Annotated in this window: 21 protein-coding genes; 10 read left to right on the top strand and 11 right to left on the bottom strand. The window is 68.7% G+C overall.

The annotated features are described in order from the left end of the window. Nucleotides 1–36 precede the first annotated feature (36 nt). Complete coding sequence (locus KL788_RS08655) at nt 37–3,570, top strand: proline dehydrogenase family protein (RefSeq protein ID WP_293170416.1); 3,534 nt, start codon at nt 37–39, stop codon at nt 3,568–3,570. On the opposite strand, the gene KL788_RS08650 is transcribed toward KL788_RS08655, so the two are convergent. Then, entirely contained in the window at nt 3,567–3,923 is a 357-nt protein-coding gene (locus KL788_RS08650) for a GntR family transcriptional regulator (protein WP_293170414.1), read from the bottom strand. The two genes, KL788_RS08655 and KL788_RS08650, sit on opposite strands and share 4 nt — an antisense overlap. Continuing rightward, nucleotides 3,920–5,398 (bottom strand): helix-turn-helix transcriptional regulator, encoded by a 1,479-nt coding sequence (locus tag KL788_RS08645; protein WP_293170412.1) that lies wholly within the window; start codon nt 5,396–5,398, stop codon nt 3,920–3,922. The genes KL788_RS08650 and KL788_RS08645 overlap by 4 nt, the downstream gene beginning before the upstream one ends. Before the next feature lie 249 nt (nt 5,399–5,647). Here KL788_RS08645 and aceA point away from each other — a divergent pair, with 249 nt between their 5' ends. Continuing rightward, nucleotides 5,648–6,943, top strand: coding sequence for an isocitrate lyase (gene aceA, locus KL788_RS08640; protein ID WP_293170410.1), 1,296 nt, complete (start codon nt 5,648–5,650; stop codon nt 6,941–6,943). A 28-nt stretch (nt 6,944–6,971) separates the two neighbouring features. Then, entirely contained in the window at nt 6,972–8,609 is a 1,638-nt protein-coding gene (gene aceB / locus KL788_RS08635) for a malate synthase A (RefSeq protein WP_293170408.1), read from the top strand. 18 nt (nt 8,610–8,627) lie between these two features. Here aceB and KL788_RS08630 read toward each other — a convergent pair whose 3' ends face one another. Together KL788_RS08630 and KL788_RS08625 are read right to left on the bottom strand one after the other, a co-directional pair. After that, nucleotides 8,628–9,062 carry a hypothetical protein gene (locus KL788_RS08630; RefSeq protein WP_293170406.1) on the bottom strand — a complete coding sequence of 145 codons (435 nt, stop codon included), beginning with the start codon at nt 9,060–9,062 and terminating at the stop codon, nt 8,628–8,630. An 84-nt stretch (nt 9,063–9,146) separates the two neighbouring features. Then, entirely contained in the window at nt 9,147–9,584 is a 438-nt protein-coding gene (locus KL788_RS08625; RefSeq protein WP_293170404.1) for an Lrp/AsnC family transcriptional regulator, read from the bottom strand. 140 nt (nt 9,585–9,724) lie between these two features. Between KL788_RS08625 and KL788_RS08620 the strand changes: the two genes are divergently transcribed. From KL788_RS08620 to KL788_RS08605, 4 genes are all read left to right on the top strand, one after another. Continuing rightward, nucleotides 9,725–10,771, top strand: a complete 1,047-nt coding sequence (locus KL788_RS08620) for an extracellular solute-binding protein (RefSeq protein ID WP_293170402.1) — start codon at nt 9,725–9,727, stop codon at nt 10,769–10,771. Nucleotides 10,772–10,838: 67 nt separating this feature from the next. Continuing rightward, nucleotides 10,839–12,455, top strand: coding sequence for an ABC transporter permease (locus KL788_RS08615; RefSeq protein ID WP_293170400.1), 1,617 nt, complete (start codon nt 10,839–10,841; stop codon nt 12,453–12,455). Further along, complete coding sequence (locus tag KL788_RS08610; RefSeq protein ID WP_293170398.1) at nt 12,452–13,588, top strand: ABC transporter ATP-binding protein; 1,137 nt, start codon at nt 12,452–12,454, stop codon at nt 13,586–13,588. The genes KL788_RS08615 and KL788_RS08610 overlap by 4 nt, the downstream gene beginning before the upstream one ends. Before the next feature lie 118 nt (nt 13,589–13,706). Continuing rightward, nucleotides 13,707–14,924: a kynureninase gene (locus KL788_RS08605; protein WP_293170396.1), complete on the top strand. Its 1,218-nt coding sequence runs from the start codon at nt 13,707–13,709 to the stop codon at nt 14,922–14,924. Between the two features lie 97 nt (nt 14,925–15,021). On the opposite strand, the gene KL788_RS08600 is transcribed toward KL788_RS08605, so the two are convergent. The 7 genes from KL788_RS08600 to KL788_RS08570 are packed head-to-tail and all read right to left on the bottom strand — an operon-like array spanning nt 15,022 to nt 21,398. After that, complete coding sequence (locus tag KL788_RS08600; protein WP_293170394.1) at nt 15,022–15,903, bottom strand: ABC transporter permease; 882 nt, start codon at nt 15,901–15,903, stop codon at nt 15,022–15,024. Then, nucleotides 15,900–16,880, bottom strand: coding sequence for an ATP-binding cassette domain-containing protein (locus tag KL788_RS08595; RefSeq protein ID WP_293170392.1), 981 nt, complete (start codon nt 16,878–16,880; stop codon nt 15,900–15,902). The genes KL788_RS08600 and KL788_RS08595 overlap by 4 nt, the downstream gene beginning before the upstream one ends. 10 nt (nt 16,881–16,890) lie before the next feature. After that, nucleotides 16,891–17,730 (bottom strand): SMP-30/gluconolactonase/LRE family protein, encoded by an 840-nt coding sequence (locus KL788_RS08590; protein ID WP_293170390.1) that lies wholly within the window; start codon nt 17,728–17,730, stop codon nt 16,891–16,893. A 9-nt stretch (nt 17,731–17,739) separates the two neighbouring features. Beyond that, complete coding sequence (locus tag KL788_RS08585; RefSeq protein ID WP_293170388.1) at nt 17,740–18,462, bottom strand: SDR family NAD(P)-dependent oxidoreductase; 723 nt, start codon at nt 18,460–18,462, stop codon at nt 17,740–17,742. Further along, on the bottom strand, nt 18,459–19,394 hold the full coding sequence (locus tag KL788_RS08580; protein ID WP_293170386.1) for a hypothetical protein: 936 nt from the start codon (nt 19,392–19,394) through the stop codon (nt 18,459–18,461). Before KL788_RS08580 ends, KL788_RS08585 begins: the two co-directional genes overlap by 4 nt. An 18-nt stretch (nt 19,395–19,412) precedes the next feature. Next, entirely contained in the window at nt 19,413–20,180 is a 768-nt protein-coding gene (locus KL788_RS08575) for a FadR/GntR family transcriptional regulator (RefSeq protein ID WP_293170384.1), read from the bottom strand. Nucleotides 20,181–20,198: 18 nt separating this feature from the next. Further along, a complete protein-coding gene (locus KL788_RS08570; RefSeq protein ID WP_293170382.1) occupies nt 20,199–21,398 on the bottom strand; it encodes a mandelate racemase/muconate lactonizing enzyme family protein in 1,200 nt (399 codons plus the stop codon). A gap of 448 nt (nt 21,399–21,846) precedes the next feature. On the opposite strand from KL788_RS08570, the gene KL788_RS08565 reads away from it, so the two are divergent. The 3 genes from KL788_RS08565 to KL788_RS08555 all read left to right on the top strand — a co-directional run bounded on the left by KL788_RS08565 (nt 21,847) and on the right by KL788_RS08555 (nt 24,982). Continuing rightward, entirely contained in the window at nt 21,847–23,178 is a 1,332-nt protein-coding gene (locus KL788_RS08565) for an ABC transporter substrate-binding protein (protein WP_293170380.1), read from the top strand. Between the two features lie 107 nt (nt 23,179–23,285). Beyond that, on the top strand, nt 23,286–24,128 hold the full coding sequence (locus KL788_RS08560) for a carbohydrate ABC transporter permease (protein WP_293170378.1): 843 nt from the start codon (nt 23,286–23,288) through the stop codon (nt 24,126–24,128). Between the two features lie 2 nt (nt 24,129–24,130). Continuing rightward, nucleotides 24,131–24,982: a carbohydrate ABC transporter permease gene (locus KL788_RS08555; protein ID WP_293170376.1), complete on the top strand. Its 852-nt coding sequence runs from the start codon at nt 24,131–24,133 to the stop codon at nt 24,980–24,982. Nucleotides 24,983–24,989: the final 7 nt, after the last annotated feature.

The following is a 24,989-nucleotide window of genomic DNA, read 5'->3' as shown; positions in this document are numbered from 1 at the left end:
CTTTTCGCGCACAACATCGAGGGCCAGACTGTACCTATGACGTTCGACTCTTCCGCAGGCCCTCACGACGCAGCCGCCGGCGATGCCGACTCCGCCGTCGGCCTCGTGCGGCAGTGGCTGCGTCAGACCGAGGGAGTGAAGCCCGACGCGAGCGCCGCACGTCTCGGCGGGCTGCTGCAAGACCCCGTGGGGCTCGACTTCGCCATCGGCTTCGTCGACCGGGTGGCGCGGCCCGACGACCTGCGCGTTGCGGGGCGCAACCTCGAAGAGCTCGCGCGCAGCATCCCGAGCTTTCTGCCCTGGCCCCTGCGCGTGCTCATCGCCATCGGCGGTCCGCTCGCCCGCCTGCTTCCGTGGCCCATCGTGCCGATCGCGCGGCGGGTGCTGCGCAGCATGGTCGGGCACCTCGTCATCGACGCCACCCCGAACCGGCTGGGCCGCACTCTCGAGCGGCTGCGCGGCGAGGGCGACCGGCTCAACATCAACCTGTTGGGCGAAGCGGTGCTCGGCGACGCCGAGGCCGACCGTCGGTTGAGCGGCATCACCGACCTCGTCAAGCGCAACGACGTCGACTACGTCTCGGTGAAGGTCTCGGCGATCGTCAGCCAGCTGAGCATGTGGGCGTTCGACGAGACCGTCGAGCGTGTCGTCGAACGCCTCACGCCGCTCTACGACACGGCGGCGCTCGGGGTGAACCCGACGTTTCTCAACCTCGACATGGAGGAGTTTCGCGACCTCGACCTCACCATCGAGGTGTTTCAGCGGTTGCTCGACCGGCCGGCACTCAAGAACTACGAAGGCGGCATTGTGCTGCAGGCCTACCTGCCCGAGGCGCTGCCCGCTCTCGACCGCCTCACCTCGTGGGCGCAGGCGCGTCGCGCGGCCGGCGGCGCAGGCATCAAGGTGCGCGTCGTCAAGGGCGCCAACCTCGCGATGGAGCGGGTGGATGCTGCGCTGCACGATTGGCCCGTCGCCGTGCTGCCCAGCAAGCGTGACAGCGACGCCAACTACAAGCGCGTGCTCGACGCCGCTCTGCGCACCGAGAGAGTGGACGCGGTGCGCATCGGGCTCGCTGGTCACAACCTCTTCGACATCGCGTGGGCGTGGAAGCTCGCCGAAGGGCGTGGGGTCACCGAGGCCGTCGAGGTCGAGATGCTGCTCGGCATGGCGCCCGATCAGGCCGATGCCGTGCGCCGCACGGTCGGACACCTGCTGCTCTACACGCCCGTCGTGCACCCGAGCGACTTCGACTCGGCGATCAGCTACCTCATTCGCCGCCTCGAAGAAAACGCGAGCACCGACAACTTCTTGTCGGGGGTGTTCGAGCTCACGACGCAACCCGAGATCTTCGAGCGCGAAGAGCAGCGCTTTCGCGACTCGCTCGCCACGTTCGAGGCCGCACCCGGGGCGCCCGTGCGGCATCGCGTGCAGAACCGGCTCGACGAGCGGCCGCTCGACGACTACGAGGGGCTGCCCGTGCCCGGCGGAGTGCGCTCGGGCTTCGAGAACGCGGCCGACACTGACCCGGCGTTGCCGGGCAACCGCGAATGGGGTCGCGCCATTCTGCAGCGCGCGCAGACCACGACGCGCGGGCAGGCGCTCGTCGACGCGAGCGGGGTCGCCTCGGCCGGCGCGATCGAGCGCATCGTCGCCGAGACCCGCGAGGCCGGAGCCGGGTGGGCCGCGCGGTCGGTCGATGAGCGAGCGGGCATCCTGCACCGCGCCGGTCGCATGCTCGCTGCCCGCCGCGCCGACCTGCTCGAAGTGATGGCGGCCGAAGCCGGCAAGACGCTCGCCGAGGGCGATCCCGAGGTGAGCGAGGCCATCGACTTCGCGCACTACTACGCCGAGAGCGCGCGCGACCTGGCTCGCCTCGACGACGCGACGTTCACGCCCGTGCGGCTGACGCTCGTTGTGCCGCCGTGGAACTTTCCCGTCGCGATTCCGGCCGGCGGCGTTCTCGCGGCGCTCGCCGCGGGCAGCGCCGTCATCATCAAGCCCGCGCCGCAGGTGCGCCGCAGCGCTGCCGTCATGGTCGAGGCGCTGTGGGACGCCGGGGTGCCGCGCGACGTGCTGCGCTATGTCGACGTGCCCGAGAACGAGATCGGGCAGGCGCTCGTCGCGCACCCGGCCGTCGACCGTCTCGTGCTGACGGGGGCGTGGCAGACGGCGGCGCTGTTCCGGTCGTGGCGGCCCGAGCTGCCGATTCTCGCCGAGACGAGCGGCAAGAACGCGATCGTCATCACGCCCTCGGCCGACATTGATCTCGCCGTTGCCGACCTCGTCAAGTCGGCGTTCGGGCACGCGGGCCAGAAGTGCTCGGCGGCCTCCCTGGCGATCCTGGTCGGCTCGGTCGCGACGTCCGAGCGTTTCGAGCGCCAACTCGTGGATGCTGTCACGACGTTGCGCGTCGGCTCGGCACTCGACCCCACTACCGTCGTTGGTCCGCTCATCGATCGCGCCGAGGGCAAGTTGCTCGGAGCGCTCACGCGCTTGGCCGAGGGTGAGGAGTGGCTCGTTCAACCGCGAGCCCTCGACGCGACGGGGTCGGTGTGGTCGCCGGGCGTCAAGCGCGGCGTCGCCGACGGCAGCGAGTTCCACACCACCGAGTACTTCGGGCCCGTGCTCGGCATCATGCGCGCACGCGACCTCGATGAAGCGATCGACCTGCAGAACGCTGTGGCCTATGGCCTCACGGCGGGGCTTCACTCGCTCGACGTCGACGAGGTCGAGCACTGGCTCGACCAGGTGCAGGCGGGCAATCTCTATGTCAACCGCGGCACGACGGGCGCGATCGTGCGACGCCAGCCGTTCGGCGGCTGGAAGCGCTCGAGCGTCGGCGGCTCGACCAAAGCCGGCGGCCCGTCGTACGTCATGAACTTCGGCACCTTCGCACCCGTGCCCCGCGAGCCCCGCGAGTCGCTGAGCCTGCGCGGTCTCGACCGCGGCGTGCGGGCCGTGCTCGAGGCGAGCCAGCCCGGCATCGACTTCGCAGGATTCGACGCCGCGCGGGCCGGCGCGGTGAGCGATCAGCACGCCTGGGACGACGAGTTCGGCATCGCGCGCGACGCGAGCCAGCTCGGCGGCACGGTCGCCCACGTCGTCGAGCGCAACGTTCTGCGGTATCGCCCGACTCGCGTGACGGTGCGCGCGGCCGAGGGCGCCATAATGTCCGACCTCGTGCGCGTGCTGCTCGCCGCCACTCGTGCCGGGTCGCGCGTCGAGATCAGCAGTGCGACTCCGCTGCCCGCCAGCCTGCTCGCGCTGCTCGACACGGGAACCTCGAAGCTTCGGGCGGCCTCGATCGCGATCGAAGCGGATGCGCGGTTTGCCGAGCGCATGCGGGATGCCCGCCCCGCCCGCATCCGCCTCATCGCGCCCGACGGCGCAGCCGTGGCACGCGCCCTTCACGAGTCGCTCGACGGCGACCCCGACGTCGCGATCTGGTCGGGGCCGGTGACGGCCGCGGGCCGCGTCGAACTGCTGCCCTTCGTGCGCGAGCAGGCCGTGTCGATGACGGTGCACCGCTTCGGCAACCCCTTCCCGGCGCTGGCCGAGCTCGAGCTCTAGCCGCGCTGAGCCGCCCGCACCAGCTCGAGCGCGCTCGCATCGTCGAGCCCGAGTCGTCGAGCCCGATCGACGTATTCGCGTGCAGCGATCTGCGCCTGCCGGGTGGCCGCGTCCCCTTGGGGCGCGACGAACGAGCCAGCTCGACCGCGGGTCTCGATGGCGCCGTCGGTCTCGAGCTCGCGATAGGCGCGGGCGACGGTGTTCACCGCAAGCCCGAGCTCGTCGGCGAGCCCGCGCACGGTCGGCAGCTTGGCTCCTGCCACGAGCTCGCCCGCTGCGACCGCGTCGCGTACCTGCACGCGCAGCTGCTCGTACGGAGGCGTCGACGCACCAGGGTCAATGACGAACCTCATGCTGCGCCGCCCGTCGGCGCGTGCCTCTCGAGAAAGCCGAAGACCTCGGTCTGGTCGACTCCCGGGAACGACTCGGTCGGCAGCGCAGCGAGCAGCGACGAGTGGATGCGCGCCTGAGGCCGCGCCGCGCCGCTCCAGCGCGCGGCGAGCGGCGCCGGCGCCTGCCGGCAGCACGCCGCATCCGGGCAGGTCGATTCGCCGCGACGCGAGGTCTCGCGCCCGCGGAACCATTTGACGTGCGCGAACGGCGTGCCGACCGAGATCGAGAACTCGCCCGCCGAGCCCGACTCGATGCGCGACGTGCACCAGTAGGTGCCCGTGGGCTTGTCGGTGTACTGGTGATACGCGCTGAAGCGATCGGGCTCGTCGAACACCTGGCGGGCCGACCACTTGCGGCACACCAGCTGGCCTTCGACCGCGCCCAGAGCATCCGTCGGAAACTGCACAGAGTCGTTCTCGTAGGCCTTCGACAGCACGCCGGCGGGGGACACCTTCAAGAAGTGCACGGGAATGCCCAAGTGTTCAGTGGCGAGGTTGGTGAACCGGTGCGCGGCCGTCTCGTACGAGACCGCGAAAGCGTCGCGCAGGTCTTCGACGGCGAGCTCGCGGCGCTCCTTCGCCTTCTGCAAGAAGGCCACCGCGTCGGCTTCGGAGATCAGCAGTGCGGCGGCGAGGTAGTTGGTCTCGACGCGCTGGGTGAGGAACTCCGCGTAGTCGCGGGGCTCGGGTCGACCGAGCACGTGCGCGGCGAGAGCCTGCAGCAGGGTCGTGCGCGGGTCGCGGCCCGGCGCGTTCGCGACGGGCAGGTAGATGCGCCCGTTCTCGAGATCGGTGATCGAGCGGGTCGAGCTCGGCAGGTCGCTCACGTGGTGCAACGAGAAGCCGAGGTGCGCGGCGAGCTCGCCCGCGACGCGCTGCGGCAGCGGCCCGCCCTCGTGACCCACTGCCCGCAGCAGTTCGGCGGCAGCGGTCTCGAGCTCCCCGAAGTAGTTGCCGCGGTCGCGCATCGCCCGCCGCAGCTCGGCGTTCGCGCGTCGTGCCTCTTCGGGTGTCGCCGCGCGCTCGACGTGCACACGCTGCAGTTCAGCATGCAGCGCCAGCACAGTTTCGATCGCCTCGTCGCTCAAGCCCTTGCGCACCGGAAGTGGCGCAATGCCCAGACTCGCGAACAGCGGACCCTCCTGGGCCCGCGCCAGCGCGATCTCGAGCGCCGCGCGCTTGCTCGGCGGTGTCGGGGTGAGCAGCTCGTCGAGCGTGACGCCCACTGCACGGGCCACCGACTGCAGCTCGCTAAGTTTCGCTTCGCGCTTGCCGTTCTCGAGGCTCGACATGTGCGAGGTGGCCACCCCGACGGCACTCGCGACGTCGGCGAGCGTGAGCGCAGCATCCGTTCGCAATTGACGGATGCGCTTGCCGAGGGTCAACGAATCGATCACCTCATCAGCCTGGGGGCGCGAGAGCGGCGAATCGAGCATGTCGAGAGCCTGGCAGGCCACAGTTTTCAGTGCAACTGAATTTTTGATGTATTTCAGTCGGTTGCGGTTGGTTCGCAGGTCGATTCTTCGCACAGGCTTGCTGACACGACCACCATCGACCCCGCTAGCGCGTGTGTCGTGTTCGTAACTCAGGCTGACGTGACTCAAGTGACTCATTGATGGGCCACTTCTGGTCACACAGCCTGAGTTACGAACACGAACCCGCCGCGGCCGACCTAGGAGCACCTCATGACGAACCACCGACCGGGCGACCAGACCGAGACCGCCGCCGAGCTCGAGACCCGTTGGAAGACCGACGCCCGCTGGAACGGCGTGCGCCGCGACTACACCGCGGAAGACGTCGTCGCGCTGCGCGGCCCCGTGCGCGAAGAGCGCACGCTCGCCCGCCGCGGCGCCGAGAAGCTGTGGGAGCAGATTCAGGCGAACACCGAGAACCCCGAGGAGTGGACGTACGCCCTCGGCGCCCTCACCGGCAACCAGGCCGTGCAGCAAGTGCGCGCGGGCCTCAAGGCCATCTACTTGAGCGGCTGGCAGGTCGCCGCCGACGCCAACCTCTCGGGTCAGACCTACCCCGACCAGAGCCTCTACCCGGCCAACTCGGTGCCCGCCGTCGTGCGCCGCATCAACAACGCCTTGCTGCGCGCTGGCCAGATCGAGCAAGACGGAAGGGACTGGATGGCCCCGATCGTCGCCGACGCCGAGGCCGGCTTCGGGGGCCCGCTCAACGCCTACGAGCTCATGCACGGCATGATCGAGGCCGGCGCGGCGGGAGTGCACTGGGAAGACCAGCTCGCGAGCGAGAAGAAGTGCGGCCACATGGGCGGCAAGGTGCTCGTGCCCACGAGCCAGCACATCCGCACCCTCAACGCCGCTCGCCTCGCGGCCGACGTCGCCGACGTTCCCACCATCGTCATCGCGCGCACCGACTCGCTCGCCGCCAACCTCATCACGAGCGACGTGGATGACCGCGACAAGCCCTTCCTCACCGGCGGCCGCACGGCCGAAGGCTTCTACGAGGTCGAGCCCGGCATCGGTCCGGTGCTCGCACGCGGGCACGCCTACGCCGAGTACGCCGACCTGCTCTGGGTCGAGTCGAGCGAGCCCGACTTGGAGCTCGCGCGCACCTTCGCGGAGAGCATCCACCGAGAATTCCCGGGCAAGAAGCTCGCCTACAACTGCTCGCCCTCGTTCAACTGGAAGCGCCACCTCGATGACGACACCATCGCGAAGTTCCAGCGCGAGCTGTCGGCCATGGGCTACGCCTTCCAGTTCATCACCCTGGCGGGCTTCCACTCGCTCAACCACGGCATGTTCGAGCTCGCGAGCGGGTACCGCGACCGCCAGATGAGCGCCTATGTCGAGCTGCAGGAGGCCGAGTTCGCCTCTGAGGCTCACGGCTACACCGCCACCAAGCACCAGCGCGAAGTGGGCACCGGCTACTTCGACCGCATCGCCACGGCTCTCAACCCCGAGAGCGCGACCCTGGCACTCGTCGGCTCCACCGAGTCAGAGCAGTTCCACTAAACCTCTCGAACGAGACACGGAGACGATCATGAATACGAAGAACCTCACCATCAACGGCCCCATGCGGCCGCGCTACGACGAGATCTTGACGCCGGATGCTCTGGCCTTCGTCGAGCAGCTGCAGCACCGGTTCGCCGGTCGTCGCCACGGGCTGCTCGCCGAGCGCATGCAGCTGCGCTACGACCTCGGCAATGGCCGCGACCTGCGCTTTCTGCCCGACACGGAGCACATTCGCACGGATGCCGATTGGCGCGTCGCCGGGGCCGGCCCCGGTCTCGAGAACCGACGCGTCGAGATCACCGGGCCGTGCGACCCGAAGATGACGATCAACGCGCTCAACTCGCGTGCCAACGTGTGGCTCGCCGACCTCGAAGACGCGACGAGCCCGACATGGGCGAACATCATCGAGGGGCAGCTGTCGCTCAAGGACGCGATTCGCGATGAGCTCGAGTTCACGACGCCCGAGGGCAAGCAGTATCGCGTGACCGCCGAGCGCACTCCGACGATCGTGATGCGCCCGCGCGGCTGGCACCTCGTCGAGAAGCACCTCGAGCACACCGACCGCAGCGGCCGCACCTACGCGGCCAGTGCGAGCCTCGTCGACTTCGGGCTGTACTTCTTCCACAACGCGGCCGAGCTCATCGCCCGCGGCCGGGGGCCGTACTTCTACCTGCCGAAGCTCGAGAACCACCGCGAGGCTCGCCTCTGGAACGACGTGTTCTCGTTCGCTGAGGCCGAGCTGGGGCTGCCGCACGGCACGATTCGTGCGACGGTGCTCATCGAGACCTTCCCGGCCGCGTTCGAGATGGACGAAATTCTCTACGAGCTGCGCGACCACTGCGCAGGCCTCAACGCCGGCCGGTGGGACTACGTCTTCTCGATCATCAAGAACTACCGCAATCGCGGCCAGCGCTTCGTGCTGCCCGACCGCGACCAGATCTTGATGACGCTGCCGTTCATGCGCGCTTACACCGAGCTACTCGTGCAGACCTGCCACAAGCGGGGCGCGCACGCGATCGGCGGCATGAGCGCGTTCATCCCCAACCGACGCAGCCCCGAGGTGACCGAGCGCGCTCTCGAGCGCGTGGCGGCCGACAAGCGCCGTGAGGCTCGTGACGGCTTCGACGGCTCGTGGGTCGCGCATCCCGATCTCATCCCGACGGCGCGCGCCGAGTTCGACGCGGTGCTGGCCGACCGGCCGAACCAGCTCGAGCGCACCCGCGACGACGTGAGCGTGACGGCGGGCGACCTGCTTGACATCCGCTCGGCCGGTGGAGAGGTGACGCTGACCGGCGTGCGGGCGAACGTGTCGATCACGGTGCGCTACCTCGAGTCGTGGCTGCGCGGCGTCGGCGCCGCGGCGATCGACAACCTCATGGAAGACGCCGCGACGGCCGAGATCAGCCGCTCGCAGCTGTGGCAGTGGATGCACCAAGACCACCGCACGGTCGAGGGCGAGCAGATCACCCGCGATCTGGTCGAGGGGATGCTGGCCTCGGTTCTCGAGGAGCTGCCGCGCCCCGAGGGCCACAAGCTTGCCGAGGCGGAAGAGGTCTTCCGCACGGTGACGCTGCAGGAAGACTTCCCGACCTTCCTCACGGTGCCGGCGTACGCGCGGTTCCTCGTCGAGCGCGACGAGCCCGCGCGAGAGTTCGCCGCTGCCTGATCGCCGTCGCCGGGCGCATCACTCGATGCGCTCGGCTTCGGCCTGCTCGTCGGGGTGGTTCGGGGTCCAGCCGTACCAACCGTCAGCGGATGGGATCACGGTCCAGTCCCCGCACGCGTAGGCGCTGTCGGTGTACGGGTTTGGGGCGCCGTCGACAGAGAACACCGGGCCGGAAAGCCGCTCGGTCTCGACGCAGACGCTGGGGTCGAGGTCGGCCGAGCTCGTGGCCAGAAGCACTGCGGGCGCGGCATCCGGCGTCTCTCTGATGCGGATACCCGTGGCATCGTTGGGCAACCAGGGGGCCGTCCGCTCCCAGTTCTGCGAAAGCTCGGTGGTCGTCGAGAACTCGCTCACTCTCTCGTTGTTGAGCGCGTCGCCGATTGAGCATCCGGTGAGCGCTGCGGCCGAGACGAGTGCGACGAGCGTGAGGGGAACGAAACGTGAAATGGTCATGCTTCTAGTGAGCACCACGACCACGGGCGGCCACGTCGGTCGCAGGGACCGATCGCCTCCGCCCTTCGGATGAATCCGACGAAGCTACTGGTTGCGGCGGTCGATCAAGCGCGTGAGGATGATCGCGCTGCGGGTGTGGTCGACGTTGGGGGCCACGCGCACCCGCTCGAGAGCATCCTCGAGCGAAGCGATGTCGCGCGAGCGGATGTGGACGATCGCGTCCGCGTCGCCCGTCACGGTGCCGGCATCAACGACCTCGGGCACGGCCGAGAGGATGCGCCGCAACTCGTCGGGCGCCACAGTGCCGCGGCAGAACAGTTCGACGTAGGCCTCGACAGCCATTCCGTCGACGGCGGGGTCGACTTGCACCGTGAACGAGCGGATCACGCCGTCAGCCACGAGTCGATCGACGCGGCGCTTGACCGCTGAGGCCGAGAGCCCCACTACGTCGCCGATGTCGCCGTAGCCCGCGCGTGCGTTCTGCCGCAGCTGGTCGATGATGCGCGAATCAATGGCGTCCATGCCGCGAGCGTATTGCACCCGGCCCGGCAGGTCGCCAACGGCCAGCACGGGTTGTGCATGGTGCTTAGGTAAGGCTACCCTTAGCAACGGCAGTGTCGCCGGTTCCCTTTTCCTTCTCACTCCTTTGGAGCTCCTTCGTCATGCGCATCACCGCACCCCTCTCGCTCACCGCTCTCGCCGCCGTCGGCCTACTGCTCGCCGGCTGCGCCGCTGGCGCGCCGACCGAGACCGAGCAACCCGCGGAGCCCACCGCCGACGGCACCTTCACGCTCTACTCGGGCCGCGATGAGGCGCTCGTGCAGCCACTCATCGATCAGTTCGAGGCGGCGAGCGGCATCGAGGTCGAGGTGCGCTATGGCAACACCGCCGAGCTCGGCGCACTGCTGCTCGAAGAGGGCGACGCGACGCCGGCCGATGTCTTCCTCTCGCAGGATGCCGGAGCCCTCGGCGCCTTGAGCCAGGCAGGACTCTTCACGGCTCTGCCCGACGACATCGCCGACGCGGTGCCCGCCGGCTTCACCTCGACCGACGCCAGCTGGGTCGGCATCACCGGACGCGCGCGCGTCGTCGTGTACGACGGCGATGAGTTCACCGCCGACGAGCTGCCCGACACGATCGACGCGTACGTCACCGACGAGTGGAACGGCCGCATCGGCGTCGCCCCCAGCAATGCGAGCTTCCAATCGTTCGTCACCGCCCAGCGCGTGCTCGATGGTGAGGATGCTGCCGCCGAGTGGCTCGCCGCACTCGCGGCCAACGACCCGCAGATCTTCGAGGGCAACACCCCGATTCTCACGGCCGTCAACGAGGGCGTGGTCGATGCCGGGCTCATCAACCACTACTACTGGTTCCGCGCGGCGGCCGAGGTCGGCGCCGAGAACATGCGCGCGCAGTTGAAGTTCTTGGCCGCCGGTGATGCAGGCTCGATCGTCAACGTGACGGGAGCGGGCATCCTGAGCCCTGCCGTCGACGATGCCGACGCCCTTGAGTTCGTGCGCTACCTGATCTCGCTCGATGCGCAGACCTACTTCGTCGAGCAGACCTTCGAGTACCCGCTGGTGGCGGGCGTCGATGCACCCGAGGGCCTGCCGAGCCTCGAGAGCCTCGTCAACCCCGAGCTCGACCTCAGCGATCTCGACGACCTCGCGACGACGCAGCAGTTGCTCGCCGATGCGGGCCTCATCTAGGCCAGATCGACCCGGCTAGGACTTCCGTCCCTGCCGACCACCAGTCGAAACGTGATGCACTAGAGCCATGACTGTGGCGCCCGAAGCGGGCACGACTGCCGCGGGGGTTCCGGAAGCCCGGACGGCCCCCGCGGCACAGTCGCGCCTGGGGGCTCTGCGTCTCGGGGCGCCGGGCACGCCGCCAACGTGGCTGGTCATCGCCGCCGTCGTCTCGGCCGCCGCGGCGTCGATCCCGCTCGTCTACCTGCTCGTGCGAGCGCTCGAGTCGGGCGCGGCGTCGATCATCGAGACGCTCTCGCGCGGTCGCGTGCTCGAGTACGCCTCGAACTCGCTCGGCCTCGCCGCGGCCACGACGGCGACCGCGCTCGTGCTCGGCACGGCCGTCGCGTTCGTGCTCACGCGCGTGCGGGTGCCTTTCGCGCGCACGTGGCTGCTCATCTCGGCGCTGCCGCTCGCGGTGCCGTCGTATCTCGCCGGGTATGGCTGGCTCGTGGCGATTCCGTCGCTCAACGGCTTTCTGCCGAGCTGGCTGCTGCTCACGGCCGTCACGGTTCCGTACGTGACGCTGCCGGTGGCCGCCGCCTTGCGCGGAGCATCCGGAGACCTCGAAGGTGTCGCGCGCACGCTGGGTCGTGGCCCGCTGCGGGCCTTTCTCGTGGCGACCTGGCCAAGCGTGCGGCCGGCCGCGATCGCCGGCTCGCTTCTCGTTGCGCTGTATGCGCTGAGCGACTTCGGACTCGTGGCCATGATGAGGTTTCCGACCCTGACGTGGGGCATCAACGCGGCCTACTCGGCGAGCTTCGACCGGGCGCAGGCCGCGACGCTCGCGCTGCTGCTCGTCGTGCTCGCGCTCGTGGTCGTGGCGGGGGAGCGCAGTGCGCGCCGACAACTGCCGCGCGCGGCTGCTCGGGCGGTCGCGCCCCGAACGGTCGGGCGAGGGATGCTGATCTCGCTGCTGCCCGTCGTCGCCGTCGCCCCGCTCGTGGGCGTCGCGGTTCCGCTGCTCGGGCTGCTGACACGGCTACTCGACGCCGCCACCCTGCGGGCGATCGACGTGCCTCGGTTGCTCGAGGCGGTCGGCTCAACGGTGGGCGTCGCCGTGGCCGCCGCGCTGCTGGCCGTGCTGCTCGCCCTGCCGATCGCGGCGCTCGCCTCACGCTACCGAGGGCGTCTCATCACCGCGATCGAGTCGGTCGGCTACCTCGGCCACGCGCTGCCGGGCATCGTCGTCGGGCTCTCGCTCGTGTTCTTCGCGCTCGCCGTCGTGCCCGCGCTGTATCAGAGCATCGTCGTGCTCGTCTTCGCCTACGCAGTGCTCTTCATGCCGAAGGCCATCGGCACGATGCGGGCGGGGCTCGGAGATGTTCCGCCGCGGCTCGTCGCCGTCGCGCGCACGCTCGGGCAGTCGCCGCTGCAGGCATGGTGGCGCGTGACGGTGCCTCTCGCGCTGCCGAGCGTCGGCATCGGCGCCCTGCTGGTGGCCATCGCGACCATGAAAGAATTGCCCGCGACGCTGCTGCTGCGCCCGACCGGGGTGCAGACGCTCGCGACCGAGCTGTGGAACCGCACGGTGGTGTTCGAGTTCGGCGCCGCGGCGCCCTACGCGGCGCTGCTCGTGCTCGTCGCGGCCGTGCCCGCGGTGATCTTGTCGGGCGTGCGCAGTTCAGCCAAGGAGGAGTTGTGAGCGACCTCGTCGTCGACGCAGTGAGTGTGACCCACGGGTCGACGCTCGCGATCGACGACGTCTCGCTGAGCATCCGCAGCGGTGAGCTCGTCGCCGTGCTCGGGCCCTCGGGCTGCGGCAAGACCACCCTGCTTCTCGCCATCGCCGGGCTGCTGCCCGTGCGCTCGGGCACCATCACGATCGGCGACCGTGAGATCTCGCGCGCCGGCCGCACCGTCGCGCCCGAAAAGCGCGGCATCGGCTGGGTGCCGCAAGAGGCCTCGTTGTTTCCGCACCTGTCGGTCGGCGACAACATTGGCTTCGCGGTGCCGCGCGGTCGCGGCGGTCAAAGCCGGTCGAGTTTCTTCCCTTCCGAAGTTGTGGAAGGCGCGGCTGAGGGTGACCGCGCCCCCTCGCCACGATCAGCGCGCGAGGCACGCGTTGCCGAGCTCGCGTCGCTCGTCGGCCTCGGCGACCTCACCGGCCGCGCCCCCAACCAGCTCTCGGGCGGGCAGGCGCAGCGTGTCGCGCTCGCGCGTGCTCTCGCACCCCGCCCCGATCTGCTGCTGCTTGACGAACCCTTCGCCGCCCTCGACACCCAGCTGCGCACGGGCCTGCGCCGCGAGGTCGCCGAACTGCTGCGCGCGCAGGGCACGACCTCTCTGCTCGTCACGCACGACCAAGAAGAGGCGCTCACTCTCGCCGACCGAGTCGCCGTGCTGCACGACGGGCGCCTCGCGCAGTTCGGCACGCCCGAAGAGATCTACCAGCACCCCGCCTCTGACTGGGTGGCCTCATTCGTCGGCGACGTCGTCGAACTGCCCGGGCAGTGGCGGCACGGTCGCGTGGTGTGCGCGCTGGGGTCGGTCGAGGCGTCGGCCGTGGGGTTCACCCCGGCCGATGGCGACTCGGTGCGGCTCATGCTGCGCCCCGAGTGGATCGTTCCGCGCCCCGACCTGCTCGCCCAGGCGGCGGCGGGCGCCGACGCCCGCGTCGCGGCCATTTCGTACGCCGGGCACGACGCCATGATCACGGCCGACCTCGTGAGCGGGCCTTCGGTGCAGCTGCGCATGGCCGCGGTCGAGCTGCCCGACGTCGGAGACGACGTGCGCCTCGCGGTGCAGCGCCCCGGGCTCGCGTTCGCCGCGCAGTAGTCCTCGACATCCTTGGCGAGCTGCCCGTCGGCGAGTGGTCAGTTGTTGCCGCCACCTGCCGGTGAAGCGACAACAACTGGCAAGTCAGGGCATGCCGGGGCGCGGCTAGGCTCGCGGCATGACTGCGAACCCCGCCGAACTGGGCGCCCGCGCTGCCGTGCTCGACGCCGCCGACCCGCTCGCCGTGTACACCGCGCACTTCGTGCCGGGCGACGACCTCGTCGCCTACCTCGACGGCAACTCGCTCGGGCGCCCGGTGGCGAGCGTGCCCGCCGCCCTCGACGCCTTCGTGCGCACGCAGTGGGCCGGGCGGCTCATCCGCGGCTGGGACGAGCTGTGGCTCACCCGTCCAGCTGAGCTCGGAGACCGCGTCGGGGCGGCGTGCCTCGGCGCAGCATCCGGTCAGACGATCGTCGCCGACTCGACGAGCGTGCTCATCTTCAAGCTGCTGCGCGCCGCGATCGCCGCGCGGCCCGACCGCGACGAGCTCGTCATGCTGAGCGACGAGTTTCCGACCGATCGCTTCATTCTTGAGAGGCTCGCTGACGATCACGGACTGACGGTGCGGTGGGTGGATGCTCCGCTCGACGCCGGCATCACCCCCGAGCTCGCTGCCGCGAGTGTGGGCCCGCGCACCATCGCCGCGCTGTTCAGCGGCGTCGCCTACCGCAGTTCGTGGTGGGCCGACATGCCCGCGGTCACGGCGACGGTGCAGGCCGCGGGCGCGCTCATGATCTGGGATTGCTCGCACGCCGTCGGATCTGTGCCGCTCGAGCTGGATGCGTGGGGCGTCGACTATGCCGTGGGCTGCTCGTACAAGTACCTCAACGGAGGCCCCGGCGCACCGGCCTGGGCCTACGTCGCCGCGCGGCACCACGACACGCTGCGCAACCCGATTCCCGGCTGGCTCGGAGCGGCCGCACCGTTCTCGATGACCGAGGGCTACTCGCCAGCGCAGGGAGTCGCGTCGCTCGTGAGCGGCACCCCACCGATTCTCAACATGGTGGCCCTCGAGCAGATGGTGCAGCTCATCGAGAGTGCGGGTATCACGGCGATTCGAGAGAAGTCGATCGCGCTCACGACCTATGCGATCGAGCTCGTCGAGGTGCTCATCCCGGCAGCGACCGTGAGCACGCCGCGCGACTCGGCCCGCCGCGGCAGCCACCTGACGCTCGACCACCCGAACTCGGCGATTGCTGTCGAGCGGCTCTGGGCGCAGGGAGTCATCCCTGACTTCCGGCACCCGAGCGGCGTGCGCATCGGCCTCTCGCCGCTCAGCACCAGCTTCGCCGAGGTCGAGCGAGGCATCCGCGCCCTGTCAGAGGCGCTGGGCTAGGCACCCAGCGCCGATGTGCCCCAGATCTGGGCCATATCGGCGCAACTCCGCGTACGTTGCGCCCTTTTGCCCCAGATCTGGGCCAGAACGGGCCGCGCTAGCGCGAGAGCGACGCGAACTTGCGGATCGACAGCGGCACGAAGACGATCAGCAGCACGACCACACCGATGAGCACCGTGGCGATGGGGTTCTGCGCCGTCCAGGCGTCGCCGACGGGCGTGCCGGGAGGCACGTTGCCGAAGAGCTCGCGGGCCGACTGCACGAGCGACGACACCGGGTTCCACTCGGCGAAGATGCGCAGCGGCGTGGGCAGGTTCTCACTCGGTACGAACGCGTTCGAGATGAACGTCAACGGAAAGAGGATCAAGAACGAGGCGTTATTGATGATCTCGGGGCTCTTGACCGCCATGCCGAGAAACGCCATGACCCACGAGAACGCGTAGGCGAAGAGCAACAGCAGCGCAACGCCGGCCAAGAACTCGAGCGGCGACGAGTTGACGCGCCAGCCGACCGCGAGGCCGGTGAGCATCATGACGATCATCGAGAGCGCGTTGATGACGAGGTCGCCGTTGGTGCGCCCGACGAGCACGGCCGCGCCGTTCATCGGCAACGTGCGGAATCGGTCGATGATGCCGTCTTTGAGGTCTTGCGCCATGGCCGAGCCCGAATAGGTCGAGCCGAACACGACCGTCTGCGCGAAGATGCCCGCCATCAAGAACGACGTGTACCCGTCGCCCGGAATGTCGATGGCGGCACCGAACACATAGGTGAACAGCAGCACGAACATGATCGGCTGAATGAGGCTGAACAGCAGGATCTCGGGCACGCGGATGATCTTCATCAGGTTGCGCCACGTCGTCACCCACCCGTCGCTCACGAACCGGGAGATCGGGCTGCCGGGCAGCGGCTGCAGCGTGCCGGGCGCCGACGTCGAGGCCGCCGCTCTCGTGATCGCGCTCTTCGTGGACTCAGTGCTCATGCCGCACTCTCCGTGGTCTCGTCGTTCTCGTCGGCCACGTGGCCGGTCAGCTGCAGGAACACGTCGTCGAGGGTGGGCCGGCGCATGCCCGCGTCATGCAGCGCGATGCCGTCGCGTGCCGCGGCGCTCATGATGGCGGCGAGGGCGGCGGGGCCGTCGTCGACGGGCACCACCCAGGTGCGGCCGCCCGTCACGACGGGCTCGCCCGTGCCCTGCGAGGCGAGGAGGGTGCGCACAGCATCCCCATCGGCCTCATCGACGACCGTCAGGGCGACGCGCTGGCCGCCGACTGACGATTTGAGCTCGTCAGCGGTGCCGCGCGCGATGACCTGACCGTTGTCGATGACTGAGATCGAGTCAGCGAGGCGGTCGGCTTCTTCGAGGTACTGGGTCGTGAGCAGCACCGTGGTGCCGTCGGAGACGAGCTTCTCGATGACATCCCACAGGCCGAGGCGGCTGCGCGGGTCGAGACCGGTCGTGGGCTCGTCGAGAAAGAGTACGGGCGGCTTGATGACCAGTGCTCCGGCGAGGTCGATGCGCCGGCGCATACCGCCCGAGTAGCCCTTGACCGGTCGGTTCTGCGCTTCGGTCAGGTCGAAGAGCTCGATGAGCTCGGCAGCTCGCTGCCGCGCGACCTTCGAGCCGAGGTGGTAGAGCCGGCCGACCATCATGAGGTTTTCGAGGCCCGTGAGGTTCTCGTCGACGGCGGCATACTGGCCGCTCGCGCCGATCATGCGGCGGATCGACTGCGGGTCGCTGAGCACGTCGATGCCGTCGATGACGGCGCGGCCCGAGTCGGGTTGAATGAGCGTCGTGAGCACTTTGACGGTCGTGGTCTTGCCGGCACCGTTGGGGCCGAGCAGTGCGGTGACGGTGCCCTGCGGCACCTGGAGGTCGAGGCCGTCGAGCGCGCGCACGACGGGCGCCCCCTTCGGCGAATAGGTCTTGACGAGCCCTTCGGCTTCGATGAATGCCATGGGGAGGATGCTACAACTCGAGTACGACGATGCGGCCGGTGTCGACGCGCTCGGCCAGTGCCTCGTCGAGACTCGCCATGGCGACGGCGATGCGGCGGCCGTCGGGGTGCACGGCGCAGTCGTAGACGCCGAGCGGGCCGGCCCCCGGCCCCGAGGCGATCGGCTCGGCCCGGTACACGAACTCGGCGGGAGCATCCGGCCCCGCTTCGAGGGGCGCGAGGCGCGCGAGGGCGGCCGCGAAAGCCAGCGCGACGTACACCGCGCCGTCGGGCGCGATCGAGAGGCCGTCGGGCCCGCTGCCCGGCTCGAACCTCGCACGCTGGGTGACCGCGTTGTCAGGTGACATCGACGACACGCGATCGGCAAAGGTTTCAGCGACGAGGAGCGCGCCCCTCGCGTCGCGCTCGCATCCGTTCGGAAAGACGAAGGCGGATGCTGTGGCCGAGGCCTCCCCGTCGGCGCCCACCCGCACGAGCGGCGAGGGCACGGGCTCGTCATGCTCGGGGTCGAAACCGTAGCCGCCTACCCAGGCCGTGCCGTCGGGATCGACGTGCATGTCGTTCGCGGAATGCGTCATGAGGTCGGCGAGGTCCGCGTGCACCGTGACCGCGCCGTCGTGCACCCGCAGCACGCGGCGCTGCTCGCAGTCGACGACGAGCAGCGAACCGTCGGGCAGCCAACCGAGCCCGCCGGGCACGGTCGGCCCGTCGTCTGAGAGGTCGAGCACCGTCTCGGCCTGAGCCCCCGGCACCCACCGCATGACGCGCGACCGAAACATGTCGCTGAACCACAGCGCACCGTCGCGCCAGCGCAGCGCTTCGGGAAAACCCAGGCCCTCGAGCATCGTCATCGCACGCCCCTAGAACGTCATGGTGAGACCGCCGTCGACGGTCAGCACCTGGCCGGTGATGTAGGTGTTCTCGCGCGCCGAGAGGAACTCGACGGCGGGCGCGATCTCACCTGGCAGCGAGGCGCGACCGAGCGGCAGCTTGCCGCTCGCCACATACTGCTGACGGAATGCATCGGTGTCGGTCTCGTCGGTGCCGTCGGGCAGCAGGCTCATGCGCGTGCGCACGAAGCCCGGGGCGACGGCGTTGGCGAGCACCCCGTGCGGCGCGAGGTCGAGTGCGGCCGAGCGCGTCGCTGCTTCGAGCCCCGCCTTCGAGACGTCGTAGGCGAGGCACCCGGGCTGAGCCTGCCGAGCATGCACGCTCGTGATGGTCACGATGCGACCGAACCCCTGCTCGACCATGCCGGGCGTGAGCATACGCATGAGGTCGAGCGGAGCATCCAGATTCACCGCCCACACCGCCCGCCAGTCGTCGAAGCCGCTGTCGTGAATCGAGCCCTGCCGAAAGATGCCCGCGACGGTGACGAGAACGTCGACGCCGCCGAGCCGCTCGATCGCGGTCGCGACGCCATGCGCGCGAGCCTCGGGGTCGGCCAGGTCGGTGAGCACGACATCCTGGCCCTCTTCGCGGTCGAGGCCGACGACACGGTCGCCGCGTGCTCGCAGCCGGTCGGCGATCGCAGCCCCGATGCCATTGGCCGAACCGGTGACGATGGTGCGCAGTGCGGTCATGATTCCTCCGTGATCGATGAGTGATCGGCGGCGGATGCCCACCGCACGCCGAGCGAGACGCCCCACTCGAGCGTGCCGCCCGGGGCGAGCCGCACGAGCGACGAGTCGAGCGAGGTGCCCGCGCCGTGCGGCGTCGACGTCGGCTCGATGCCCAGGGCCTGCACCTGCCCGTTCCAGGGGTGCTCGGTCGAGACTCCGAGCTCTTGCCACAGCAGCGCGTGGGGCAGGGCCGAGCCCTGCCACTCGACGAGCACCTCGACGTGCTCGCCGCGCGCGCCGATGCGCTGGGGGTGCACCCCCATGAGACCCGTGACGCGGGCCGGGGTCGTTCGGTCGAAGGTGTTCCAGTGCTCCGCCGGATCGCCCGGCCACATCACGGGCGAGCCTTCGGGCAGCCCGGCGTAGTCGAGCGGCCGCAGCAGTGTGGTCGGTGGCACGTCGAGCGAGAGCGGGCCGGCGAGCACGTCGCCGCCCAGGATGAGGTGCTCGGCGATGACGAGCACGCGCGACTCGGGCCCCGCGTTGTGCGCGCGGGTGGCGACCGCGATGCCGTCGTCGGTAAGCCGCCAGAGGCGCTCGGCACTCAGGCCGTCGAGGTCGGTCCAGCCGAGCGCGACGGTGTCGGCGGTGCGGGCCACCTCGAGCCACGGCGCTTGCGATGCCGCCCCGTGAAATCCCTCGGCGACAGCGGCCGACGGGTTCGGCTGCCCAGCGGTCGGAAAGCACAGCTGCCATCCGCCCCGCCAGCGCTCGACCCAGGCGGCTTCATCCAGGGCGGGGCGCGGCGACGGTGCGACCGTCGAGGCCCAGGGCGTGGCAGCGAGCACGGGCCGGCCGTGCACGAGCAACTCGGCGAGCACGCCGCCCTCGTCGGGCAGCACGATCGCACTGATGCCGCCGCGATCGAGGCGCACGGCCGGCTGAGCAGTCATCCCCATGCCTTCGGGGTGTCAGCCCGACGACGCGACATCGCGCTGGTCGCTGAGGGCCTTGATGAGCGCGTTCTTGCCGTCGAGCACGACGTGCAGCATCGCCTCGGCCGCCTTCTCGCCGTTGCCGCGGTTGATTGCCTCGAACACTGCGGCGTGCGTCGCGGCATCTTCGAGGAACACATCGTCGTCGGCAGCGGTGGCCTGCTGCACGTTGAACGTGGCGTACATGAAGTCGGCGACGACGCTGCCGAACTGCCGCAACAGAACGTTGTGGGAGGCGGCGTAGACCGCGAGGTGGAACTCGACGTCGGCGTGCGCGTAGCCTTCGCGATCGGTCGCGGATGAGACCATCGCGGCGAGAGCATCGTCCATGCGCCGCAGGTCGTCCATTGACGCCCGCCCCGCCGCGAGTCGGGCAGCTGCGGGCTCCATGATCTGCCGCACCTCGACGAGGTTGCGCATGATCTCATCGCCGAGACCGACCTCGCTGTGCCAGCGCAAGATGTCGCTGTCGAAGACGTTCCAGTTCTCGGGCTGGCGAACCTTGGTGCCGATCTTCTGACGGATGTCGACGAGGCCCTTGGCGGCCAGCACGCGCATGCCTTCCCGCACCGAGGTGCGCGAGACGCCGAACTGCTCGGTGAGCTCGGCCTCTTTCGGCAGCAGGTCGCCGGGCGCGTACTGGCCGCCGATGATCTGCCGACCGACGCCGTCGATGACGCGACCCTGCAGGCCGCGCATCGCATACCCCGCTCCACGATCGACATCACTGGCGATCTCTGCCATACGCCAGCCTCCTTGTGCCTAGACGACTGCACTCACCTTATGCGGCACCTCGGGGCTCGTGTAGACGCGCTCGTGGTCGATCGAGATCTCGACGTGCCGCAGGTAGGGCACGAGGCCGGCGAGGTCGACCTCGATGCCGAGGCCGGGCGCATCGGGGGCGCGCACCTCGCCGTTGGCGTCGAGCAGGATGTGGTTGCTCGAAATCGCGAGGGCCACGGGCTTGGGCTCGACGGGGTATTCGCAGATGCGGTGGTCGGCGAGACCGGCGAAGGGCTGCATCGACGCCGAGAGTGCGAGGTGCGAGGTGAAGGTGTGGTTGACGTAGGTGACGCCATGGCGCACGGCGTGCTCGGCGACGGCCTTCGAGGGGCCGATGCCGCCGATGCGCGCGGCGTCGACCTGAATGAAGCGCACTCCGCCGTAGTCGATGAGGTTCGTGGCCATGTGCACCGTGTGGGCGCCTTCGCCGCCAGCGATGCCGACGCTGCGGGCGCGGGATGCGAGGGCGGCGTGCGCCACGAAGGCGTGCGGAACGAAGGGCTCTTCGAGCCACGTCGCGCGAGCGTTCTCGAGCGCTTCGAGCCGGGCGATCGCGGCGTCGACATCGTCGCCCCAGATCTGGCCGGCATCGATGAGCAGCTGCGCGTCGTCGCCGAGACCCTCGCGGGCGGCGGCGACGTGGTCGGCGTCGTCGGCAGCAGAACCGGTGCCGTAGCTACCCCAACCGAACTTCACGGCGCGGAAGCCGTTGCTGCGGGCGAGGCGCGCCCGGTCGAGAGTCTCTTGCGGGGTGTCACCCATGAGCATCGAGGCGTAGGGCAGCTTGGCGTGGTTCTCGGTGTAGCCGAGCAGCTTCCACACGGGCTCGCCGCGCACCTTGCCGAGCAGATCCCACAGCGCGATCTCGATGCCCGACCAGGTGTGACCCGCCTGCAGCAGGTCGAGGCTGTTGCGGCCGACGTTGCGCGAGATGCGGTCGATGTCGTCGGGGCCGTCGAGCGTCTCGCCCAGCACTGAGGCGGCGACGGGTTGACACACGCCGTGAGAGCGCGGAGCCACGAATGCCGCGATGGAGGTGAGCGGCGATGCTTCGCACTCGCCCCAGCCGACGTGACCATCAGCGACCACTCGGACAAGGAGCGCATCCTGACTGCCATCGGCCTCGAGGGTGACCTCGGGCATCGATGCGTAGAAGAAGTCGACGGAATCGATGATCATGTGTCGTGTGCCGCCTTCGCAATGGTCAGGGGATGCGTGCTCTCTGCGTGGAGAGTCGGGCACCTGCCCGTGACCGCCACTGCGCGATGCACCTTTAGATCATACGTTATCACCGAGAAGTGTCGCGAGCGTGGTAACAATTTCGGATCCGGCCTTGCGCAACGCGAGTCTAGGTATGATGTAATGGCTTCACCCACCGGGCTCACGCCTCGGTACGGAGAAACGGGACGATGATGTCGCAGACGCTAGAGAGCACCCTGGCCCACGCCGGTCATGCCTCGCGCCTGCGCGCGTTCCGCGACCTCCCCTCTCGACCTTCGGCAGGTTGCATTGCCCGCCCGAAGCTCGCCGCAACACCGACGACCCGGCGACGTGTCGACGGCCTGCGCGCGATTCCCGAATCGGCCGGGAACTCCCGGCCGGGTGCTCCGATTGGAAGGACACAGCAATGAAGAAACGACAGGCAGGAGCGCTAGCGCTCCTCACCGCGGGCGTCATGGTCGGCATGACGGCGTGCGCCCCGGCAACGCCCGCAGAAGGAGAATCGCAGGAGCTCCTGATCTGGGACACCGGAATTCTCGGGCGCACCCTTGAGAACGGTGACCCTGACCTCGAAAACTCGTTCCTCGACCGCATGGCCGTCGCCTTCGAAGAGGCGAACCCCGGCGTGGAGATCACGACCGCCCAGCAGGGTGGTGACATTTCGTCGAACAGTGCGGCCTTCCAGGCAGCGTCGATCGCCGGCACCGGGCCCGACATCCGCGTGCAGTACGCGGGTGGTCCGACCATCTCGTTCGCCGACTTCTTCGTCGACCTCGAGCCGCTGCTGTCGCAGGAGACCCTCGACTCACTCGCGGGCTTCAACGTGAACCGCGAAGGCTTCGCTCCCGACGGACGCATTCTCGGCATGCCGTATGGCGCAGGCAACCTCTTCACCGTCTTCCAGAACCACGCGATTCTCGAAGAGGCCGGTCTCGACCCTGCAGACCGCCCGGCATCGTGGGAAGAGCTGATGGAGAACGGTCAGCAGGTCGTCGACAACACCGACGCCGTGGGCTTCTCTGTTGCCAACCTCGAGGGCTACGTCGGCGCCTGGGTGATCAGCGCCATGGTCGGCGGTGAGCTCGGTGAGACGGTCTTCACCGAGATGTTCGCCGGTGAGGTTCGTGTCGACGACCCCGCCATGGTCAAGGCCTACGAAGCCTTCGCCGAGTGGGGTGCGAGCGGCCTCACGAACCCCGACGCCGGCTCCTTGGGCGGCGGAGGTGCGCCTCTCTTCATCGAAGGCGGCGCCGCCTACTACGTTGTCGGTAGCTGGGAAAACAACCTCATGCTCGAAAGCTTCGGCGAAGGGAACGTCAGCTCGTTCTTCATCCCGACGCTCGAGGGAGCGGACTTCCCGCTCATGGGTGCCGGTGGCCCCGAGATCGCGATCTCGATCACGGAGGCTTCGGAGAACAAAGAGCTCGCTGTCGAGTTCCTCGAGTTCCTGGCTGACCCGGCCAACCAGGATGTCTTCGTCGAGATCTACCAGACGCAGGGCTCCAACCACCCTGATGGTGACCCCTCGAAGATCCAGAACCCGTTGCTGCGGGAGCAGTTCGAGCAGCTCGCTGTCTCGACCGATGGCATCGTGTTCGCCTTCGACAGCGTCATGCCGCAGGCGACGATCGACCTGTTCTACCGGGTCAACGCGGCTGTGTTCTTGGGCACCCTCTCTCCTGAGGATGCTGTGGCTCAGTTGCAGGCGTCGTACGAGCAGGAGATCGCGAACCTGTGAGCATTGCGTCTCTGACCTCGCGCGCGGGTGCCGCTTCGGCGGCACCCGCGGGCGGGGGCCCGTCTGCGAAGCCCCGCCGCCCCGGGGCTCTGCACAGGAAGGATCGGTTGATCGGCGCGCTCGCCGTGCTCCCCGCACTGCTGCTCGTCGTTGCCTTCTCGGCGTACCCCATTGGGTTCGCCTTCTTCATCTCGTTCACGCGCACGAACGGGTTGACCTTCGAGTGGCGCTGGTTCGAGAACTACATCGCGATGGTCACCGACCCGATCGTGCAGCAGGTCTTCCTCAATAACTTCAAGTTCTTGATCGCCATTCCGCTCGTCATCTTCATCGCGATCGTCGTCTCGATCCTGCTCTTCGAGCGCGTTCGCGGGTGGAAGTTCTTCCGCGTCATCTTCTTCTTGCCGAACGTGCTCTCGGTCGCCGTCATCGGCATCATGTTCCGCAACGCCTTCGGCTACTACGGTGGGGTCAACCAGGCGCTGGGGCTCTTCGGGATCGAACCGATTGAATTCTTCACCGAGGGCGACATCGCCATTGCGATCATCATTCTTGCCCTCGTGTGGTCGGGCTTCGGCTACATGTCGCTGCTCTTGTTCGCCGGCCTCACCGCGATCAACCCCGCCGTCTTCGAGGCCGCGGCGATCGATGGCGCTGGCTGGTGGAAGAGACTCTGGTACATCACGCTTCCCAACATCCGCAAAGTGCTCGGGTTCGTCTTCATCATCAACGTGATCTACACCTTCACCGGTCTCTTCGGGTTCGTGTTCGTCATGACCGCGGGAGGACCCGGTTATGAGACCACCACCATCGACTACCTCGTCTACTTGAGGGCCTTCTCGAGCTCGAATCTCGGGTCGGGGGCGGCGCTCGCCGTGATGCTGTTCCTGTTCATCGGTGTCTTGACCCTGCTGCAGAACAAGGTCTTCAAGTTGCAGGAGGAGGACTGACCGTGGCGGAAGAAGCAATCATCAGCAAGCGCTTGACTTCGGGCCGCGCGAATGGCCCGGTGTTCATCGTTCTGGCGCTCGTGGCCATCTCGATCGTGTACCCCCTCTACTTCGTCATCGTGACCTCTCTGCGACCGAACGTGGACTACCTGCGTGACCCCTTCGGCTTGCCGGGCGAGTGGACCTTCGACAACTACCTGCGCCTCCTTGAGTCGTACGGTGTCGGTCAAGCGTTCTTGAACAGCTTGTATGTCGCGGTCGTCACGATTCTGCTCGTGCTGATCCTGGCGACTTTCGCGGGCTACGCCCTCGCGAAATACCCGGTTCCCGGGGCGAAGTACGCGACCGCCGCGTTCGTGTCTCTCATGCTGATCCCGGGCGCGGTGCTCATCATTCCGACCTATGTGATGCTGGCCCGCTTGGGTCTCGTCGGCAGTTACTGGGGCCTGATTCTCGTCTATGTGTCGGGCGCCTTGCCCTTCGCGGTGTTCTTCCTGTCTCTCACGTTTCGAGGTATCCCCGCCGAAGTGATCGAAGCGGCTCGCATCGACGGCGCAGGGTTCTTCCGCACGCTGTGGTCGGTCGTCCTTCCGATGGGTTCCAGCGGTCTCGCCACCCTTGCGGTTCTGCAGTTTCTCGGGGTCTGGAATGAACTGCTGTGGGCGCTCATCCTCATCCCCGAACAGTCGATGAAGCTCCTGACGCCGACGCTCGCGAGCATCGGAACTCGGTTCTTGACCGATCAGCCGCTGGTTTCGGCAGGCTTGTTCTTTACCGCCTCTGTGCCCCTGCTGCTGCTCATCTTCGCCTCGAAGTACGTCATGCAGGGCCTGCAGGTCGGCGTCAGCCGCTAAAGCGCAC

It is taken from the genome of Microcella sp. (assembly GCF_019739195.1).
Classification (GTDB): domain Bacteria; phylum Actinomycetota; class Actinomycetes; order Actinomycetales; family Microbacteriaceae; genus Microcella.
Note: the sequence above shows the minus strand (reverse complement) of the source record. Positions and strands in the feature narration are given on the sequence as shown.

Coding starts and splice junctions, on each gene's coding strand:
- KL788_RS08600 (WP_293170394.1), bottom strand. CDS start 15,903: ATGAGCACTGAGTCCACGAAGAGCGCGATCACGAGAGCGGCGGCCTCG.
- KL788_RS08590 (WP_293170390.1), bottom strand. CDS start 17,730: ATGACGATGCTCGAGGGCCTGGGTTTTCCCGAAGCGCTGCGCTGGCGC.
- KL788_RS08650 (WP_293170414.1), bottom strand. CDS start 3,923: ATGAGGTTCGTCATTGACCCTGGTGCGTCGACGCCTCCGTACGAGCAG.
- aceB (WP_293170408.1), top strand. CDS start 6,972: ATGAATACGAAGAACCTCACCATCAACGGCCCCATGCGGCCGCGCTAC.
- KL788_RS08625 (WP_293170404.1), bottom strand. CDS start 9,584: ATGGACGCCATTGATTCGCGCATCATCGACCAGCTGCGGCAGAACGCA.
- KL788_RS08615 (WP_293170400.1), top strand. CDS start 10,839: ATGACTGTGGCGCCCGAAGCGGGCACGACTGCCGCGGGGGTTCCGGAA.
- KL788_RS08630 (WP_293170406.1), bottom strand. CDS start 9,062: ATGACCATTTCACGTTTCGTTCCCCTCACGCTCGTCGCACTCGTCTCG.
- KL788_RS08595 (WP_293170392.1), bottom strand. CDS start 16,880: ATGGCATTCATCGAAGCCGAAGGGCTCGTCAAGACCTATTCGCCGAAG.
- KL788_RS08565 (WP_293170380.1), top strand. CDS start 21,847: ATGAAGAAACGACAGGCAGGAGCGCTAGCGCTCCTCACCGCGGGCGTC.
- KL788_RS08655 (WP_293170416.1), top strand. CDS start 37: ATGACGTTCGACTCTTCCGCAGGCCCTCACGACGCAGCCGCCGGCGAT.
- KL788_RS08570 (WP_293170382.1), bottom strand. CDS start 21,398: ATGATCATCGATTCCGTCGACTTCTTCTACGCATCGATGCCCGAGGTC.
- KL788_RS08605 (WP_293170396.1), top strand. CDS start 13,707: ATGACTGCGAACCCCGCCGAACTGGGCGCCCGCGCTGCCGTGCTCGAC.
- KL788_RS08620 (WP_293170402.1), top strand. CDS start 9,725: ATGCGCATCACCGCACCCCTCTCGCTCACCGCTCTCGCCGCCGTCGGC.
- KL788_RS08575 (WP_293170384.1), bottom strand. CDS start 20,180: ATGGCAGAGATCGCCAGTGATGTCGATCGTGGAGCGGGGTATGCGATG.
- KL788_RS08580 (WP_293170386.1), bottom strand. CDS start 19,394: ATGACTGCTCAGCCGGCCGTGCGCCTCGATCGCGGCGGCATCAGTGCG.
- KL788_RS08585 (WP_293170388.1), bottom strand. CDS start 18,462: ATGACCGCACTGCGCACCATCGTCACCGGTTCGGCCAATGGCATCGGG.
- aceA (WP_293170410.1), top strand. CDS start 5,648: ATGACGAACCACCGACCGGGCGACCAGACCGAGACCGCCGCCGAGCTC.
- KL788_RS08645 (WP_293170412.1), bottom strand. CDS start 5,398: ATGCTCGATTCGCCGCTCTCGCGCCCCCAGGCTGATGAGGTGATCGAT.